General features: G+C 35.5%; 13 protein-coding genes and 1 pseudogene. 1 reads left to right on the top strand and 13 read right to left on the bottom strand.

The annotated features are described in order from the left end of the window. Window positions 1–299: 299 nt before the first annotated feature. Window positions 300–1,517: an RCC1-like domain-containing protein gene (locus tag BLP68_RS09245; RefSeq protein WP_091542783.1), complete on the top strand. Its 1,218-nt coding sequence runs from the start codon at window positions 300–302 to the stop codon at window positions 1,515–1,517. A 388-nt stretch (window positions 1,518–1,905) separates the two neighbouring features. Here the strand turns inward: BLP68_RS09245 and BLP68_RS09250 are convergent, their stop codons facing one another. From BLP68_RS09250 to BLP68_RS09315, 13 genes and pseudogenes are all read right to left on the bottom strand, one after another. After that, window positions 1,906–2,535, bottom strand: coding sequence for a type 1 glutamine amidotransferase family protein (locus tag BLP68_RS09250; protein WP_091542786.1), 630 nt, complete (start codon window positions 2,533–2,535; stop codon window positions 1,906–1,908). Between the two features lie 110 nt (window positions 2,536–2,645). After that, window positions 2,646–3,608, bottom strand: coding sequence for a helix-turn-helix transcriptional regulator (locus BLP68_RS09255; protein ID WP_091542789.1), 963 nt, complete (start codon window positions 3,606–3,608; stop codon window positions 2,646–2,648). A gap of 515 nt (window positions 3,609–4,123) precedes the next feature. Then, a complete protein-coding gene (locus BLP68_RS09260) occupies window positions 4,124–5,200 on the bottom strand; it encodes a serine hydrolase domain-containing protein (RefSeq protein WP_176758951.1) in 1,077 nt (358 codons plus the stop codon). 826 nt (window positions 5,201–6,026) lie between these two features. After that, on the bottom strand, window positions 6,027–7,034 hold the full coding sequence (locus BLP68_RS09270) for a MerR family transcriptional regulator (RefSeq protein ID WP_091542795.1): 1,008 nt from the start codon (window positions 7,032–7,034) through the stop codon (window positions 6,027–6,029). Window positions 7,035–7,501: 467 nt separating this feature from the next. Continuing rightward, window positions 7,502–8,410 carry an aminoglycoside phosphotransferase family protein gene (locus BLP68_RS09275; protein WP_091542797.1) on the bottom strand — a complete coding sequence of 303 codons (909 nt, stop codon included), beginning with the start codon at window positions 8,408–8,410 and terminating at the stop codon, window positions 7,502–7,504. 72 nt (window positions 8,411–8,482) lie between these two features. Next, on the bottom strand, window positions 8,483–8,962 hold the full coding sequence (gene rlmH, locus BLP68_RS09280) for a 23S rRNA (pseudouridine(1915)-N(3))-methyltransferase RlmH (protein WP_091542800.1): 480 nt from the start codon (window positions 8,960–8,962) through the stop codon (window positions 8,483–8,485). 74 nt (window positions 8,963–9,036) lie between these two features. Next, window positions 9,037–10,089 (bottom strand): sensor histidine kinase, encoded by a 1,053-nt coding sequence (locus BLP68_RS09285; protein ID WP_207647903.1) that lies wholly within the window; start codon window positions 10,087–10,089, stop codon window positions 9,037–9,039. Window positions 10,090–10,099: 10 nt separating this feature from the next. Continuing rightward, a complete protein-coding gene (locus BLP68_RS09290) occupies window positions 10,100–10,819 on the bottom strand; it encodes a response regulator transcription factor (RefSeq protein ID WP_091542801.1) in 720 nt (239 codons plus the stop codon). Between the two features lie 80 nt (window positions 10,820–10,899). Continuing rightward, a complete protein-coding gene (alr, locus tag BLP68_RS09295) occupies window positions 10,900–12,084 on the bottom strand; it encodes an alanine racemase (protein ID WP_091542804.1) in 1,185 nt (394 codons plus the stop codon). After that, window positions 12,081–13,484 (bottom strand): UDP-N-acetylmuramoyl-tripeptide--D-alanyl-D-alanine ligase, encoded by a 1,404-nt coding sequence (locus tag BLP68_RS09300; RefSeq protein ID WP_091542807.1) that lies wholly within the window; start codon window positions 13,482–13,484, stop codon window positions 12,081–12,083. The genes alr and BLP68_RS09300 overlap by 4 nt, the downstream gene beginning before the upstream one ends. Beyond that, window positions 13,481–14,559: pseudogene (locus BLP68_RS09305) on the bottom strand (D-alanine--D-alanine ligase). The gene BLP68_RS09300 and the pseudogene BLP68_RS09305 overlap by 4 nt, the downstream one beginning before the upstream one ends. Before the next feature lie 196 nt (window positions 14,560–14,755). Continuing rightward, window positions 14,756–15,499, bottom strand: coding sequence for a nitroreductase family protein (locus tag BLP68_RS09310; protein WP_091542811.1), 744 nt, complete (start codon window positions 15,497–15,499; stop codon window positions 14,756–14,758). Between the two features lie 259 nt (window positions 15,500–15,758). Then, the gene (locus tag BLP68_RS09315) at window positions 15,759–16,244 is read right to left on the bottom strand and encodes an isochorismatase family protein (protein WP_091542814.1); all 486 of its coding nucleotides are present in this window, start codon (window positions 16,242–16,244) and stop codon (window positions 15,759–15,761) included. Between the last annotated feature and the right edge of the window lie 83 nt (window positions 16,245–16,327).

Below are 16,327 nucleotides of genomic sequence, written 5' to 3' on the forward strand. Positions count from 1 at the left end.
AATTACTTATTATTAGTATCTTATGGGCAATAGCTGCACCTGTTACTATTGAAAGCATTCTAGCAACATAAATGAAACCATTTGGAATTATTCTTGTAGGTAAGTAATACAAAACGTAACAAAGAGTAATGTATATCATATTGATAAATAGAGTAGTGTAAATTGATAGGACAAAATTGAGGGTTTCCGGGAAGTTTACACACTTTATGAAAGATGTTAAATATAATATAAAAACTAAAATCATCCCAAATAATATTACCTCCCATTGGTACTATTAGGGATGGAAGGGAGTTATAGTCATGGGAATTCGGATGTTAAATGTTTTAGCTTGGGGATTTAACGGTTCTGGTCAACTGGGTGACGGGACCAACACCAATAGTAATGTTCCTGTCACCGTCAACGGATTAACTAATGTCGTCGCCATTGCAGGAGGAGGTGCTCATAGTCTCGCCCTTCTTTCTGATGGAACGGTCCACGCTTGGGGATTAAACAGTGCTGGTCAACTGGGTGACGGCACCAACACCAGTAGTAATGTTCCTGTCACCGTTAGCGGATTAACTAATGTCATCGCCATTGCTGCAGGAGGTGCTCATAGTCTCGCCCTTCTTTCTGATGGAACGGTCCACGCTTGGGGATTAAACAGTGCTGGTCAACTGGGTGACGGCACCAACACCAGTAGTAATGTTCCTGTCACCGTTAGCGGATTAACTAATGTCATCGCCATTGCTGCAGGAGGTGCTCATAGTCTCGCCCTTCTTTCTGATGGAACGGTCCGCGCTTGGGGAAATAACTTTTCTGGTCAACTGGGTGACGGCACCAACACCAATAGTAATATTCCTGTCACCGTCAACGGATTAACTAATGTCATAGCCATTGCAGGAGAAGCTAATCATAGTCTCGCCCTTCTTTCTGATGGGACGGTCCGAGCTTGGGGACGTAACATTGAAGGTCAACTGGGTGACGGCACCAACACCAGTAGTAATGTTCCTGTTACCGTTAGCGGATTAACTAATGTCATCGCCATTGCAGGAGGAGTTAACCATAGTCTCGCCCTTCTTTCTGATGGAACGGTCCGCGCTTGGGGATTTAACGGTTCGGGTCAATTGGGTGACGGCACCAACATCAGTAGTAATGTTCCTGTCACCGTCAGCGGATTAACAAATGTCATCGCCATTGCAGGAGGAGGTAATCATAGTCTCGCCCTTCTTTCTGATGGAACGGTCCGCGCTTGGGGACGTAACATTGAAGGTCAACTGGGTGACGGCACCAACACCAATAGTAATATTCCTGTTACCGTTAGCGGATTAACTAATGTCATCGCTATTGCTGGAGGAGGTGCTTATAGCCTCGCCCTTCTTTCTGATGGAACGGTCCGTGCTTGGGGAAGTAACTTTTTGGGTCAACTGGGTGACGGGACCAACACCAGTAGTAATGTTCCTGTCACCGTCAGCGGATTAACTAATGCCATCGCCATTGCAGCAGGGGAGTCTCATAGTTTAGCGATTGAAATACAGTGATTGGAAAAACAAGACCGTATGAGGGCTAATTTCTCAATTGAATCGAAGGAAGATAGGAAAGACTAGATGAAATAGATCAATCTGGTTTTATTACAATAATAGTTTATTATTCTAACGGGAATCGAGAGTAAATTAACTTGATTTCCGTTTTTATAAGGGTGTTTTACAGATGGAGGTGAGTCTATAACTCACCAAAAACCTCAGTTATTTATGATACGGTTCACCGTACCGGTGTACTGGCGGTTTTATATTGTCAAAACAAATGATCGTTAGATCGGTCCCCTCGACTCACATACCAAAAATATTAAGTCTAATGCTTTTTTATCATCAAAAAATATTGAATTTTCAAGACTCATAGAGGTATTTCTATATGCGAAGTTTTAGTTAGTTACTTTATAGAATCCATTAGTTCAAAGAAATATTTGGGTTCATGAGTTTTATACACATTATACCACGACTGTAATGTTTCTGGCTTTAAAACATCTAAAACTTTCAACACCTGCATCGTAAATTCTAGTGGAGCTATTCCAGATGCAGTAACTAAGTTTTCATCTATTACTGATGGCTCGAATTTATAATATTTTTTACCTGTATAATTTGGAACTACCATTTTAAGAAATCCCAAGTCATTGCTTGTGTGATTTCGAGAATCTAGTAACCCCTTCTTTGCAAGGCCTAATGTTGCACCACAAATTGCTGCAACTACAGTTCCTTGCAACAAAGCTTTTTCAGTTTTTTCCAATACAGTATCATGAATTGATTCTGTCCATGTAAATCCACCTGGTAGAATCAAAACATCTGTGGTTTCAAGATTACACTCATCAAGAGAAATTTCCGGTATTACTTTTAATCCTCCCATTGTAGTAATAGGATTTCTATCACTTCCAACTGTAATCACTGTTAAAGGCTGCAATCCTTTCTTAAAATATCTCCCTGAGTTTAGTTCAGCCGTCAAATAACCTATTTCCCAGTCTGACATTGTGTTAAAAACATAAAGATACACTTTTTTTCTGTTCATATATATACTCTCCTTCTATAATTAATTGATACAATTTATTTAAAACAGCATTCCTGTTTATAATCCTAATTATAAAACAACTTCACTGACAGCTTCGGTCAGTGAAGTTGTTAAACTTGATAATATTTTATTAATTCTGCTAGAACTTCAACAATTCTTTGCTTTAAACTTAATGGTTCAATTACTTGAACAGATTTCCCATAAGGTAAAAGTAAATACGGTACGTACTTATGAATTATTTCCTCTTGAAGTAGAAATATAACTTTATCTGAAGTTCGTTCTTTAAACTGATGTCCCAAAAACCAATGCTGACATAAGTTATCCAACGCACTTGTCTTACCACCGACCACTAATTTCATAAGCTCTTTTTCATCTTCTACTGCTGGCACTAGTTTTTCCATAAAATTTTTACCTGCTGAAAAACCTTTTGGACGATTAAACTTGATTTCTGTTTCCTTAATATTTGTAATTCGGTCTACTCTAAAACAACGGATTTCATTTCTAGTATGACAAAATGCAATAATATACCACTTATTATTCCAGTAAACTATTCCATATGGGTCAACAATCCTACACTTTGATTGAGCTTCTTGGCTTGTATGATACTCAATTTCTATAGATACTTCATTGATTACATTCTTATCCAGTTTCCTCAACACTACCTCTATAGCTGACTTTCCAACCGAACTTATTACTTCAAGTCCTTCTAAATGTCGCTTCAATACTCTTTCCTGCTCTTGATTTGAATACATTTTTAGTTTCGATGTTGCTCTGTTTAGTTCCTCACCAAAAAAGTATCCCGCTTCTTTTGCAAAAACAGCGGCCTGAAGCAGTGCAGTTTGCTCCTCAACATCAAAGAAGAGCGGAGTTTCAATAAAATTATTCAATAAGGTGTACCCTCCATTATGACCTGTATCAGATATAATAGGTACACCGCTAGCTGAAAGTTTATCAATATAACGGTATACAGTCCTTATATTAATCTCTAGCTTTTCAGCTATTTGCTTTGCAGTAATTTTTCTACCAGACTTAAGCATCCATAGAATCGCCATCATATTATCAATTTTTGTCATATTTCACTTCCTTTCTATTCTTCTTAAGAAAATTTTTCTTCGGAAGGACTTAACAATCTATCCAATTCTACTTCCATTAAACCCCAGAGATTTAGCAAATGGGGCCGGTCCTTGCTAGCCTACTAATTGGATTTGATTATTACTATGTTTATTGCTTTGTAATACTTATATTTAAGTTATAGTACGGTCTCTAAACCGTATCATAACTCAAATAAACTCCCCTCAGCATATAACCTTATTTTCCTTACTTCATATAAGTTAATAATTAAAAATTAAATATATAAATCCTTTTTTATCCCAGTATTTATAAGACTTTCAATTAAAAACCGCCCTCATTTATGGTACGGTTCACCGTACCGGTGTACTGGCGGTTTTATATTGTCAAAACAAATGAGTCGTTGGATCGGTCCCCTCGACTCACATTCAAAAGCAGAGTCAATAAGCACCGCCCCTTATAATGACTCTACTTGTCTCTTTATTGACTTATTTTAAGTCAAGTTTCATGTAAATAATTATTAAAGATTGGAATTCATTATAATGTCGTGTATACTCCATCCTAACGAACCTGCACACCATCCTTGATTAGCTAATAGCACCACATCTAAATCAATGCTAGGATAATAATATAGTCTACAACTAACTCCGTATTCTTCCCCAGTATGACCACATCGAACTATCTCCTTGCTTTCTTTATTTAATATGAATTCATTTCCATAGCCATACATCCATATGTAACCCCTTGGCGTATCATCATATTCCAGAACCTTTGGCATAAACATCCCCTTTGACATTTTTTCACCAAGTAATTCATTATTTCTTAATGCTTTTATAAACTTTATTAGGTCCTCAGCACTTGAGGTAGCTCCCCCATCTGAAGCGGCATCAGGTGTTGTTATGTAAATGTTCTTTTTCCAGCCTATAATTTTTTCGTCACCATCTAATATAGCTTCATAACCTTCAGCCACTAACTCATCTACACCGTCTAAAGAAAGAAAATCTGAATCATTCATATTTATCTTTGAGAATATATATTCTCTAATATAATCAAAATAGGTTAAGCCTGATGCTTTTTCTATTATAAGACCCAATAATATATATCCTGCACCACTATAATGGTATTTTTCATTAACCTTACTAACTGGTTCTTTATACATAAATAGCTCTAAATAATCTTCTAGTTTACGCATTTTATAGATTGGGATACTAGACCAAAGCTTTTCCCACTCTTCACCACCTAGATCTTCATCAAAATAATCCCCGATACCAGAGGTATGTGTAAGTAAACTTTCAACTGTTACATCTTTTGGAATTTTAGTATTTTCAAGGTTTAAATATTCAACAGCTTTAGTATTAAAAGATAACTTTTCAGCTTCAATTAATTGAAGAATGCCTACTGCTGTGAACATTTTAGATATTGATGCAATTCTAAAGCGAGTTTTCAATGTGTTATTTATTCTCCAAGTTCTATTTGCATATCCATAGGCTCCCGAAAAAATTTCTTCATTTTCTTTTTTAAATAATACAACACCTGAAAACTGGTTTTTATCCACCTTTTCAGAAATCAATTTATTAATCTGTTCGCATAATTTCATAATCATCCCCCTTAACCCGCAATATGAAAATGATACCATATTAATACATCTTTGTATGCTTAAATATTGAAATAACATTACGATTTTATAAATTTTTAACACATAGTTATTGCATGTTTGCTAAGTAAGTCATATCCTAGTAATATTGATACTTCACAAGAAAACCACCTTCATTTATGGTACGGTTCACCGTATCGTTGTAACTGCGGTTTTTTACCAGAAATATATCTACCTTGGAAAAAAACAGATTATACCATGGGTTTAATTGTGTCAACATCCCAGTCACCTTGTCACAAGTACGACAAAAACCCAACAATAAACTGTTCAATGTTGGGTTTCAGAAAACTAAGTTAGAAACTGATTATTCTTTACGGATTTATTTCGCCGTTTTATTGATAAAATCAATTTCATACTGGCTTTCACCGTATTTTCTTTCGTTGTCAGTAATAGTACCCTCTGTGAGGACGATACGCAGAACGATTGAGTTCGGATTGTATTCGTCGCCAACTTCATCGAACCAGTTGAAGATTTTTTAAATTTGGATCTGATTTCCGCATTCTTCTCGTCCTTGACTCAACCTAGATTTTCAGCCGTGCCATGGAAAGCATACCAGCGACGGAAACCTCGTTGTTCTTCTCAATTTGTAGCATTTTATTTTTTTGGCATCTGTAGAAATATAAAATACGCCTTCTTCATAATAAGCGCATACCATACGGACAGCAGGACGAGGATTACCTTCAGTGTTCGGGTATAGTTATATTATTTTTCATGCTGTAATTATAGTCAAATTGTAATATGTAATCTGCCTTACCCTTCGAACTTATTCTTAACCCTTCTCCTTAATGGGAAACAATAAATCAAGCTGTAAATCTTCCATATTACTGCCCTTTTGTACAAGATTATAAAAGTTCAACGTTTCTTCAAATCCTTGTCCTGCAACGGTTTCCGGCGATACCCATCGAGGAGAACCCCAATCGTTATCATACTTATCACTTGCATTAACCCATTCTTTAAGCCACCGCCAGTCCGAAAAATCCCACGCTCGGAGTACATGAGCGGCATATAATCCACCGCTGAAATCTCGTTTCACGAGTGGTGACGGTATTTCCATATCGTCGGGAACAGATACCCATACTTCATAAACCTGCGAGTTTTCACCAATTCCTGTTGCTCCCCCAGAACAGTCAAAACCAAAGCTTCGCGCATCAGGTTTTATTTTTAATAAACCGCTTTCATTTGTAAATCTACTTATCATATCTAATGCTTTACCTTCACAGCCCTCTCCCGAAGCGTAAGCAGCGGCTATGGTCATAGGTGGCAAATAGACAATGCGGACATCTTTGTCCTCCAGTTTGTTTAAATTTTCACTTGCTTTGTTTAATTCTTTCATTGATAAATCCTCCTTCGTTTCTTTAATTTGGTTGTCAGAAAAAGAAAGAGAGTTTATAACAGAAAACAGTACTTCGTCACCGAGTAATTTCAAATTTACATCGGCTTTTTCATTTATTTCCTCCGCAAAACGTGTCAATATAGATTTAACGGTAGACAGTGCTATGATTTCATTATCAAGCTGATTTATATTTTGCCTGAAAATCTCAACAATTTGAACTGCATCAGAATTATTAAGTATACTTATTATTTGCTTCACAGGGACACGTAATTTGCGTAAGATTATTATTTGTCGTAAACGAATTACGGCACTTTCGTCATAAACCCGATATGCATAATCGTCTTTCCGTAGGCTTTCTATTAACCCCACTTGCTCATAATAACGCAACATTCTTGCAGAAATTCCGTAATCCTTAGACACTTGACCGATTTTTTGAAGTTCCATGTTATACCTCTTTTCTTTTAACTATGTTTAAGTATAAAGTACGACACGGTGTCAGAGTCAAGGTGTTTTATAAAACATTTTATCAAATACGGATTATATAAAGTATCAAACTCTCCCGCACTCAACACGGAATTTTACTATACTGATATAATTATACCTTACGAGTATCCTGTTGCATTATGATGAAATGTTGAAGGCGTACGATAACCCAAACAAGTTCGTAATATCATATAATCTCATTTTTCTGCTTAATATAAGTTAATAATTAGAGAGTAATAAAACACATTGTCTTGTGTCTTAGTTTTTTTCAATGCTTTTACAAAAACCGCAGTCATTTATGATACGGTTCACCGTATCGCTGAATTGGCGGTTTTTTATCCAGTTTAAGTAATGGTTCTGTTAAAATAATTTATCTATCTTGGGACAACGTACCTGTCCCCTCGTCCCTGTTTTTAAAGCCCCATTAACTAAACTAATTGTTCTAGTACATCTACCGCCTGTTTATAGAAATCATATGCATTATTTCTAGCCCAAGAACAAATTTCTAAACATAATGATATCAAATAATACTTATGCTTGTTCTCAAAGTCTTCACTCAAATCTAAGTTTTTACGATATCCAGAAATGAAAAGATTAATATCTTTGTTAAAGTAATTTTTTAATACCATTTTTGTTAAGTCAGATTCTGGATCACTTGGATAACTCAACTCAAAATCAATAATACCAACAATTTTTATATCATTTCCTGACCTATCTACCAAAATATTTCTATCACTAAAATCATTATGACATAGACTAAACATATTTACAGATGATAAAGCATCTTCAAGATCGACCATCTTTGAATACCCTAATTTAAATAAATTATTTTCTGGATAATTTTGTGATAATAGTTCATTTCCTCTTCTTCTATTTTTTTCTGTTTCAAAATCTTCAAAGGTCAACCAAGATCTTTTATTCTTCATATTTTCGTCCCATTCACCAAAGCGGTGTGCTTTACTTATTTGATGAAAGTTGGATAATACATGACCCATATCATAAACTATCTTTTTATGTTGACTTCGAGTAATTTCATTAACTATTTGTGATAGCGTAATTCCTTCTAACTTACTCATTATTATCCAACATAAGCTATCTTCAAATATCCCATAATCAATTAATTTAGGAATATTAACTTCTTTATTCTTTAAAAATTTTAATGATGCTACTTCAGCTTCCCATCGTCTTTTATCACTATATATCTTTAATACTTGATCTGTATTAGGTATGAAATACACATTATTTCTTTCAAGCTCCTTATGACCTATATTACTCATATCAATTTTTATATTAAAATAATAAATAATAAATCTCTGAAATAAATCGTTGCTAATCACCGAGTCTCACCTCATTTTTTAAATTTTATTTGGAAATACTTATGTTCATTAATGCATACAAAGGAACCGCAGTCATTTATGATACGGTTCACCCTTAATAATCCGAAATCCCCTATAAACCTGCTCTAGTAATATCAGCCTCATCAGCTGATGGGGAAATGTCATTGGTGAAAAGGATAGCTTAAAGTCAGCTCTTTTAAGCAGAATATCGGCTACCCCCAATGACCCCCCTATAATAAATACTATTTGACTATTTCCACTTACACCTAGGTCTTGAAGTTTGTTTGCTAAATCCTCTGATGATATCATTTTCCCCTTAATATCAAGCACAATTACGTACATACCGTCCTTTATGTGTTTAAAAATACCCTCTGCTTCTTTATCCTTAATCATTTTAATTTCAGTATCACTTAAGTTCTCTGGTGCCTTTTCATCTGCTACTTCAATTATATTTAATTTACAGTATCTTGTTAATCTTTTGCTATATTCATCAACTCCAGCCTTCAAATATTTTTCTTTTAATCTTCCTACCGAAATAATAGTAATATTCATTAATAAAACCTCCATCTAGATTTATCAATGTCTAGATTTTATCATATATTTTCATTTAATAATGGCAGAGTTTCTTAGGAAGCTTCTTTCTTAAGTTTTACCTCAAATATGGTTTCATTAGAGTCACTATTAGCCTCTATCTTTCCTCCATGGAGCTCCACAATAGTTTTAGCTATTGCCAAACCTAAACCAGCCCCTCCCTGCTCATGGGAACGAGATTTTTCAACTCTATAAAAACGATCGAATAAATGTGGTATATCCTTTGCTGGAATAGGCTCTCCATAGTTGATAAAGCTTATGGAAACTTCGTCATTACTTTCACGTAATCTAATATCTAAATATTTACCCTCTCTACCATATCGGATCGCATTAGCAATTAAATTTTCAAAAACCCTTACCAGCATATTGGCATCTGCCTGGACATATACCTCCCTTTGAGATGTTTTTAATCGACAGGCCATGGAGGCTTCATTGAATAACGGTACAAATTCTTCTGTCAGCTGCTGAAGCAACTCTACCATATCAATTTTTTGAAAATTTATCTTCACACCACTATAGTTTACCCTTGTGTATTCAAAAAGCTCATCAATTAACTCCTTTAACCGTTTTGACTTGGAATAAGCAATATCAATATAATATCGAAGTGCAACCTCATCTCGATATTGATCATTAACCACCAGCTGCAAATAGCCTAAAATGGAGGTAAGTGGGGTTCGAAGGTCATGGGAAACACTGGTGATCAATTCGGTTTTTGCTCTTTCAGCCTTTAGCTCCTCCTCAATTGATTCCTTTAGTTGGGAAGTCATTAAGTTAATGTTATCAGCCAGCACACCCAACTCATCATTGGAACGAACAGGTATTTTTATATCAAAATCTCCTTTTGCAACTTGATTCAAATTTTCCGTGATTTCCTCTAAATACCTTATGCTTCTTTGACTTAAAACAAAGAAATACAAAAGGAAGAGTATTAATCCAGTTAAAACACTTACAGGAAATACACCGATATTAATTTCAAGAAATTTTAAAATCAAATAAAGAATTCGTATATGGCTTACATACGTAGAAAGTATTATTAAGAGAATTACTGTTGCAATTGACAATACTATACTCATGCTAAATACCAGCAAAATCTTCCACCTAATACTTGATTGAGGTTTCGTTTTCAACTTTATAGCCTACCCCCCATACAGTTTTAATTAAAAAAGGCTTCTTTGGGTCACTTTCAAGCTTCTCTCTGAGCTTTCGAATATGGACTCGGACAGTATTATCTGATTCTAAATAATCTTCCTTCCATACATTTTGGAAAATAGCATCAACAGTAAATACCTTGCCAGGGTGTTTTGCAAGTAAATATAGAATATCAAACTCTATCGGCGTTAAGCTAATCTCTTGATTAAAGAGACTAACTTTATGTGTCTCTTTATTTATCACCAATCCATTAACTGAAATAACATTTTCTTCCCCACCATTATCATATTGCCGATTAAAGGTAATAAATCTTCTTAGCTGTGATTTAACTCTAGCTAGTAACTCCATAGGATTAAAGGGCTTAGTCATATAGTCATCTGCCCCTGTGGTCAGACCCATTACTTTATCCATATCCTCGGATTTGGCACTTAGCATAAGGATGGGAATATTCCTTACCTTCCTTATTCTTCTGCAGGTTTCTAAGCCATCTATTCCCGGCATCATTATATCTAATATAACAAGTTGAATAGCTTCCTTTTCTAATTTTTCTAAAGCCTCTATCCCTGTATTTGCCTTATATACCTGATAACCCTCATTTGCTAAATATATTTCTATTAAATCAGCGATTTCCTTTTCATCATCGACGATCAGAATCTTTTCTTTATCCATATCCCATATCCCTCCCTTATCAAATCATATAAACTTATAGTTTTATATAATTTTTCCTGCTAGACATTTTATTATAGCCATTATACCAAGCATTTCTCCCCCTGCCAAATTCTTTCTGTTAAGACTTCTACTGGCTTCCCATTATAATAGTACACTCTTGGAACTCTATAGCCAATCATTGAAGGAATTTCCTGAGGCACACTTTCTATATGGCTTGCCAAGTCCTCTAATGTGATTTCTTCCCCCTGCTGCTTGCCAATTAATGTTACTTGTGTTCCCACTGGAATCTTTTTAGGCAGCTTAATCATTAACTGATCCATACATATCTTCCCAACAATTGGAGCTTTTTTGCCCTCCACCAACAGGTAAAACCCTTGAAAACATCTATACCATCCGTCTGCATATCCCACAGGTATTGTTGCAATCCATTCATCTTCCTGGGCTTCATAGGCTGTATCATAGCCAACCACACTCCCCTTTTTAACCTTTTTTATGTGGAGGATTCGTGAATGGAAGGAAAGGGCTGTTTCCAATGAAATAGGTGTATCCCTCTTGATCTCCTTGGATGGATAGATTCCAAACATTCCAACACCTACTCTAACGATATCAAGGGAGCATTCAGGATATTTTAAGGTGGCAGCTGTGTTGCTACAATGATAGGCTTGGATTTCAAGTCCTTTATCCTTAGCCCATTCCATAACTTCAGAAAACAACTGAAATTGTCGTCTAAAAAAGGAGTCATCTTCTCTATTTGCGGTGGCAAAATGGGTGTACATTCCTTCTATAAATATATCCTCTGTTGATAGCATAGGAAGAATTTCCTCAAGCTCCTGTATGTTTCTTAGTCCAAGCCTTCCCAACCCTGTGTCAATTTTTATATGAACCTTAAGGGGCCTTGGGTCCTTCTTATGCTTTCTCATCTCCTTCAGCCATGAGGACTGAAAAATGGTTACCGATAGATCATTTTCAATTGCAAGATTTACATCACTTGGCAAGATTGGTGTTAAAACTAGAATTGGTGCTTCTATTCCATTCCTTCGAAGAAACAGAGCTTCTCTTAAAATAGAAACTGCTAACCCCTCTGCTCCTGCCCGTAGTGCAATTTTCGATACCTGTAGATCTCCATGTCCATAGGCATCGGCTTTTACAGCTGCCATCAGCTTGGTTGATGGAGGGAGATATTTTCGAAGCTCCTTTACATTATTTTCAATTTTGTCTAAGTGAATTTCCACCCAAGTATCTCTATGGAGCAACTCTGGATTCATGCACTTTTACCTCCTTTTTTGTGAAGGTCCTCTGTCATTAAGATATCTACAAGAGTTTCCAGCTCCTCTTCTCTTGAGCCCTTTATTAAAACAATAGCGCCAATTTCTATTACCTCCTTAACAATATCAATTAAATCTTGGAGGGAGGTACAATGAATAACTTTTCCCCTAGAGAATTTTCCCATTGCTGCAGATGCAATTTCCATTGACAATTGCCCAATAGTAAAAAGATAGTCAATCTGATTCGGATCAATATCGGCTGCTGCAGCTTGATGAAGCTTTACTCCAGCTTCACCTAACCCGTTCATATCTCCTAAAATAGCAATTTTTTGTCTATATCCCTTTAAGCTATATAGGGTTTCTAGCGTTGCCTTGAGGCTGAGGGGATTTGATTTATAGGAATCATTTAGGATAGCAATATCTTTTGCTTGAATTAATTCGTTCCTCCCACCTGTGGCCTCAACTCTTAATAGTCCCTCTTTTATATGATCCAGGGAAATGTCAAAATAGTCGGCAACAATAATAGCTGCTGTAGCATTGTACATTTGATGCTTTCCAAGCATTGGTAAGAAGAAGTCTCCGCCAGCTACCTCTTCAAGACTAAAATAGATTCCTTCTTCATCTAAACCCTTTAACTGGGGTCGGTAATTTGAATTTTCTCCAAAGGTTTTAACTTCTAAGTTTTTAAGCAGAGACTCTGGTATTTTCTTTAAAAAAGCATCCTCAGCAGAGTACACAAATAATCCATTTGATTTCAATCCTTCTAAGATTTCCAGCTTAGCTTTCAGAATATTATCCTTTGTCTTAAGCCCATCTAAATGCGCTTCACCAATATTTGTTATAATGGCTGCATTGGGTGCTGCAATAGATGTTAGCAACTGTATTTCTCCTAAAGCCGACATCCCCATCTCAATAACAGCTATTTCAGTATCTTCACTCATTTCTAATAGGGTTAAGGGGACCCCAATATGATTATTTAAGTTTCCAAAGGTTTTGTGGGTTTTATATTTCATTTTCAGTAGACCTGCTAAAATATCCTTTGTAGAAGTTTTTCCGTTGCTTCCGGTTATTCCTATAATTTTAACTGGTAATTGCTGACGATAGGTCTTGGCTAAGTTTTGTAGTGCCATAAGAGTATCATCAACAAAAATCAAGGGTATTTTCGTTTTGGGAAGGCTTTCATGACGACTCCACAAAGCCGCCTTAGCTCCACCCTCTACTGCCTTTTCTATATAATGATGCCCATTGAAACGATCTCCAATAATGGGTACGAATAACTGATTTGGTTTAATTCCTCTAGAGTCGGTGGATACCCCTTTAACTATATGTTCCTCATAGGATTTTGGTAGGCCAGTGCCCCCTATCATCTCTTGAATTTCTCTTAATGTTCTAGTTATCATTTTTTCCTCTCCTTCAATATTTTTTTCTTTTGTTGGTGATTTTCAAAGGCAAGCTCAATTAGTTTTTCGATCAGCTGTCCATAGGTTGTTCCATCGGTTTTTTCCCACAGGGCAGGAAACATACTAAAGCTAGTAAATCCAGGCATTGTATTAACTTCGTTTACATAAAATTGATCTTTGTCAGTAACAAAATAGTCTACCCTTAGTAAACCAGTACAATTTAATAGTTTAAATATTTCACCTGCATTCTCCAACATTTTTTTCTAGTATGGGGAGTTAAGACTGCTGGAATAACGGGAATTAGTTGGCCATCAACATACTTAGCTTCATAGTCCATAAATGATTTTACTTGAATATACTCTCCCACAACGGAGCACTGTGGCTCATCATTACCAATCACAGCTATTTGCATCTCTCGCCCTAATATTTCCTCTTCAACAATAATTTTTTGGTCATACAGCAAAGCTTCGTCTATGGCTTTTTTAAGCTCTATTGGACTATGACAACGACTAATCCCTACACTAGAGCCCATTTTTGCTGGTTTCACAAAACAGGGATACCCAATTATTTCTTCAGTTCGACAACAAATATTTTCTGGATTATTTGCCCAGTGATGATAATTAAAGAAGATGTATTTGGCTTGAGGGATATTATACTTTGAAAATATCTCCTTCATAACAACCTTATCTATACCAATTGCTGATGCTAAAACTGTATTCCCTACATAGGGAACCTCCAACAGCTCAAGAAATCCCTGCAGTGTGCCATCTTCCCCATTGGTTCCATGTAACGCAGGAAATATAATACTCTTTTCATCTTCCTTAAAATCCTCAGTTAAAAATCTACCCATGGAACTACCGACTGTGGTACTACTATGTTTTTGTAGATGCTTAACATCTTCTATGCTTGATTTTTGTAGCTCCAAACAGCACCAGTGTCCCTCTTTTGATATATAAACTGGATACACATTGTATTTTTCCTTATCCAATGCATTGATTACAGAAAAGCCAGTTATAAGTGACACTTCATGCTCTGCTGATTTTCCTCCGTAAATCACATATACGTTTGTCTTCATGTTTATTTCCTCCCATCTTTTCCTTTGATTTTCGCCTCGGTTTAGCTTTAGTTTATCGTAGGTCGGGGGGAAAAACCTTCGGATAATCTTGAAGAATTTCTTAAGATTTTATTAAGATGGACAAAAAAAAGAAGCACATGTATTGTGCTTCTAAATGTAAATAGATAAAAATCTTCATATGATAAAGCAGATGTTACTATACTTTATAAACATTATATTGAGCAATCTCTATCTCCTTTTCATTAGAGCTTTCCTTCTCACTCAATATTCTTTCAAATCTATATTGTTCTTGCCTTAAAGCTAATTCCATAAAGTAAAGAAATATCCCCATATCGATACAATTGTATAATAAAAGCCTTTCCTTAGGAAAAATCGATTTCACTTCTGTGGAACGAAAAATTCGGATCAGTTGATTCTCATGAACTACACGCCAAGGTTGAGAATTACAAGCACTTGGTGCAAATCCCACAACATTAGTGACATTGGTTATATGTTCACCACTCCAAATTATTTCTAACTCCTTACGTTTTGCTTTCGTATAGTCTTTCCTAAACTCCTCTGGTCGAGCCTTTCCAAAAGCCAACATAATAACATAGTCAAGTCCATCATACTGCAACTTATCAGTTTTTCCTACCCCATACCAACACACACCGATATTTTGTGATGCCAGCCATAGATCTAATTGCTCCAAGGTATATCCAATATTTATTAAGCAATTTTCTTTTTCTTCACTATACACCAAAAGACAGTACTCACCACGCTTGCACGATGTCTCTTGACGTTTAACAATCCTATACTTTATTTTAACATCATCAAGTAAAGGTACAAGTATCTTAAGGTGTTGCTGAATTTTTTGTAGTTCCTCACTAGAAAGTGATAAAGAATCATCGAAGCGCCTAAAGGACTTACGTTTAAAAATCATATCGTACAAATTATACATAATAATCATCTCCCAGGTTAAGTTTATACTCAAATGGTAATATGTTATAAAATTATTATCAACATAATTTTTAAAACTCTATCTAAAGACCATTTTCATAATAACCAGCCTGAAATTTTGTTTATTTGATCAATCAGTAGATAAAAATCTATCCTTCCATAAATTGTACCAATTCTTTGTTAAACTAATAAATGGACCAAACCCTATATCTCTATTAATTCCATCTTAGTTGCCACACCACCAGGATGCAGACAATATACTATAAATTGTTTAACATATATGAAATCACTTGATAAGAAATAACCGATCTATTATTAAAAATATCCAACAGCCCATTTGGATGGAGGGCAAAGATTCCATTCTGAAGCATGGCTACTCCATAGCCCCTTTCGTCTGCACCATTGTATGTTGCTAATACACAATGTTCGGCTGCATTACCACACAATACAACAAAATCAACATTTCTTTCCTTTAATATTTCCTCTAAATTGGTTCTCCAAAAACTATTACTGAATTCCTTCAAAACTTCTATATCACTATCCTCAACATTTAACTCCTTTACATTTTGAAAGTTTTCATCGTCGCCACCTTCAATATCTCTAACAATTATTACAGGTTTATGGGCTTTTCTGAATAATGCTGCTGTTTCATTTATGTATTCAAAAGTATTGCTATATCCTTGCTCCCCTCTTCTTTGACCTATAAAAGCTTCTTGCACATCAATTATTAATAATGCGATATTCATTAATTTGTTACCTCCTTAAATAGTATGTGATTCCAACTTTGGTTCAATTATGTCAATATCAATTTAACCCCTTTATTTGCTGG

Origin of the sequence: Alkaliphilus peptidifermentans DSM 18978, assembly GCF_900101495.1 — a bacterium.
Classification (GTDB): Bacteria; Bacillota; Clostridia; order Peptostreptococcales; family Natronincolaceae; genus Alkaliphilus_C; species Alkaliphilus_C peptidifermentans.